We start from the raw sequence: 3,188 nt of genomic DNA, 5'->3' as shown, positions 1-3,188 counted from the left end.
TATTAATAGGAGTAACAAATTAAACAAAACTCTTGACAAATCACAGTTAGTTTGATACAAAAGAAAACCCAGAGGATAAAATTAAATGGAATTAGGCGTAAAGAATACCACACAAGTATTAGAAGTTGCAGATTCAAGAATTACTGAATATTTTCAACGCTCCGAAGGTCAATGGCATTCAGAAAGACGTTACTATACTTTACCCGAAGGAAATACCCAAGAAATAGTCAGTCATTTAACAATTAAATTTCTCGAGCTAGGAAGTCCAGAACTTATAGAATTAGCCAAACTCCATAAACTACATAATCCTGAAACAGCTATGATTTGTGGTTCATTAGTCAGTTGGCTTAGTCAAGATTCCGTATCAGGTAAGAAACAATCTGAAGGTTCAACAATATTCGGAGTTCGAGGCTTAATTTTGTATCGCGATCGCGGTTTTGCTACAAGTAACCCCATCATAGCTGGATATCATCTATCTGACCCTAACACATTATGTCTCAGAACAGAGTACAATGGGTCTGTATTTGAGGAAGAAATTAAACAAATCGGCCATAAATACCGGACACGGCAAACTATTATTTCCCGTGCGGGCGAACAAAAAATGATTGGTCAATATCTAGAAAAGCGTATATTAAATAATCAGAAAAAGTGAAGCGACGGAATTTTTTAATCGGAGCTACAGCAATAACTTTAGCTGAATTTTTAGCAGGATGTGAAGGTCAGGGAGATTTAAATATTCAACTGTTAAAAAACACTATTCCTGCTCAAATGGTGTCAAAGTTTAAGAGGGAATTAACATCTCAGCCTAAATTAAACTTTAATCCTCAAGAAAATTTAACAGAATTATTTTCTCTGTTGCAAAGTTGGCAGAGAAAACTTTTATTAGAAGAGCAAAAATCATCTACAGAACAAACAAATATAAATATTGCTAATCTCGTTACTTTAGGAGATTATTGGTTAGCAAATGCTATTAAACAAGAATTAATTCAACCTCTTAATTCTGAAGCTTTACAAAATTGGAATAAATTGCCGGAAAAATGGCAAAAGTTAGTGAAGCGTAATAATCAAGGTTATGCAGACCCCCAAGGAAAAATTTGGGCAGCACCTTATCAGTGGGGTACAACATTAATTGCTTATCGAGTTGATAAATTTAAAACTTTGGGATGGCAACCTAAAGACTGGAACGATCTATGGAGAGAGGAGTTACGCCATAGATTTTCTTTGTTAAATCAACCTAGAGAAGTTATTGGTTTAACTCTGAAAAAATTGGGTAAATCTTATAATGCTAAAAATCTTAGTAAAGTTGAAAATTTAAAATCGGAACTGGTTAAACTAAATCAACAAGTTAAATATTACGCTTCCAATAATTATTTACAATCTCTAATTACTGGAGATACTTGGTTAGCTGTTGGTTGGTCTAACGATATTTTACCATTGGTTAAAACACGGAAAGATATTGCTGCGGTAATACCTACATCTGGTACAGCTTTATGGTCTAATTTATGGGTAAAACCTGCTGCTACTGTGGAGACTTCCTTAACAGAAAAATGGATTGATTTTTGTTGGGAACCTCAGATAGCAGAACAAATGTCTCTGATAACTCAGACTACCTCTCCAATTATACCAGGGATAAATCCAACTGAATTAACTTCAGAAATTAAAGATAATTCTTTGCTATTACCTCCAGAAGATATTCTAGAAAAAAGTGATTTTCTCTACCCACTGGCAGATAGTACTATTCAACAATATAGCCAATTATGGCAAGAAATTCGTCTATCTGTTGAGATGAAATCTGGTTAAATATTTTAATGACTTCTTGTAATATTAAATATAATTTTATGTTTTTGATTTTTTGTACCTATATCATTTCTGTTTGAATACTGAATAAACGAAATTTGGAGAAGATGAAAAAAGGAATAAAGGGAAAAAATGCCAAAAATGAGAGAGAGGAAAAAGTTTTTTCTGACTAATTAAGCGGACATAATATTACCGAGTAATATAATTTCTAGTATCAGTAGAGGTAAACGGCCGTTTGCCCCTAAAATTTTCACCTTATTGCTATAGCAGTCGAAGGAAAGGTTAAGACAGATAAAAAGCTTAAAACTCAGATAACGTAAGATTTTTCCTTCTTCCTTCTTCCTTGTGCTATGTATCCTAAATAATGCCAATACTATCGAATTTAATATTATTACTTAGGGAGCGATCGCTTGTTTACATCTGATAATTTTCACGACAAAAATAAACAAAGATATTCGTTATTACCACAACATCTATTTATCGGATTTATCTGTAGATCATAGCGTACTTTTACTGTATGAATAATTGATAGTATAGCGTTTCTCAAGCTCGTGAGGTACAGTGATCTTTTCGTATTTTTATTCCCTGTTCCCCGTTCCCAGATCCGGTGTTCCCTCAAACCTAAAATTTTGTACCTCGCCAGTATGGAAATTGCTATAATTCTTCTAAAAATTGTTTGAAAAATTGGGAATAAAGAAATCTAGTCATGATAAATATTCACTCTACTGTGGGAGGAAATGTAAAGCCTTTAGGTGAACGAAATAAACTTCTACCAAATCTATAATCAATTTCTACATTACAATTTAATGGAGCAGTTTCAAAGTCACAAAAATAGGCAGCAATTGGTTTTTTATTACGAGGTTCGCATACTTGTAAGTTATAGCCATATTCTCTAGCTACATTACCAAAATGGTTAATAAATTTATAACGTTCTAGGTAGCCTTTTTTATCCCAAATTAATTTTCTGACTACCAACATTACCCAAATATCATCTGAGTCAACAAACCAAGTATAAATAAGTTCTTCACCAAAGAAATCTTGGGTTAACCACAGACTAGGAATACTTGGTTGAGTTTGAGATAAAGGAGGTTGAGGTAGCTTAGAAATTTCATTTCTAGGGCAGGTGGGAAAAATAATTTTCGGTGTGGCAGTAGCACTCAGAAGGAAGAGGGAAGAAGGAAGAAGGAAGAAGGAAGAAATAATCAAGAACAGGGAAGAAGGTAGAAGGAAAAATTTAGTCATTATTCAGAAGTAAGAAGTAAGAAGGAAGAGGGAAGAAGGAAGAAGGAAGAAATAAGAAAGAGGAGGGAAGAAGGAAGAGGGAAGAAGTAAATATTTAGTCATTATTCAGAAGGAAGAGGGAAGAAGGAAGAAATAAGAAGGAAAAATTA

At 33.5% G+C, this 3,188-nt stretch carries 3 protein-coding genes; 2 read left to right on the top strand and 1 reads right to left on the bottom strand.

Annotation, left to right across the window (positions count from 1 at the left end; genetic code table 11):
• The first annotated feature begins 85 nt into the window (after positions 1–85).
• Positions 86–652, top strand: coding sequence for a phycobiliprotein lyase (locus tag F6K13_RS25320; protein ID WP_124142754.1), 567 nt, complete (start codon positions 86–88; stop codon positions 650–652).
• Positions 649–1,800, top strand: coding sequence for an extracellular solute-binding protein (locus F6K13_RS25315; RefSeq protein ID WP_124142753.1), 1,152 nt, complete (start codon positions 649–651; stop codon positions 1,798–1,800). Before F6K13_RS25320 ends, F6K13_RS25315 begins: the two co-directional genes overlap by 4 nt.
• A 714-nt stretch (positions 1,801–2,514) precedes the next feature.
• Here the strand turns inward: F6K13_RS25315 and F6K13_RS25310 are convergent.
• Positions 2,515–3,039 (bottom strand): hypothetical protein, encoded by a 525-nt coding sequence (locus tag F6K13_RS25310; RefSeq protein ID WP_161564762.1) that lies wholly within the window; start codon positions 3,037–3,039, stop codon positions 2,515–2,517.
• Positions 3,040–3,188 lie beyond the last annotated feature (149 nt).

Origin of the sequence: Okeania sp. SIO2B9, from assembly GCF_010672505.1 — a bacterium.
In the GTDB taxonomy this organism is placed as follows: domain Bacteria; phylum Cyanobacteriota; class Cyanobacteriia; order Cyanobacteriales; family Microcoleaceae; genus Okeania; species Okeania hirsuta.
The sequence above is the reverse complement of the archived record's forward strand: the minus strand, read 5'-3'. Positions and strand labels throughout refer to the sequence as shown.

What these genes read in the sequence shown, in the direction of transcription:
- F6K13_RS25320 (WP_124142754.1), top strand. Translation starts at nt 86, where the DNA reads ATGGAATTAGGCGTAAAGAATACCACACAAGTATTAGAAGTTGCAGAT.
- F6K13_RS25310 (WP_161564762.1), bottom strand. Translation starts at nt 3,039, where the DNA reads ATGACTAAATTTTTCCTTCTACCTTCTTCCCTGTTCTTGATTATTTCT.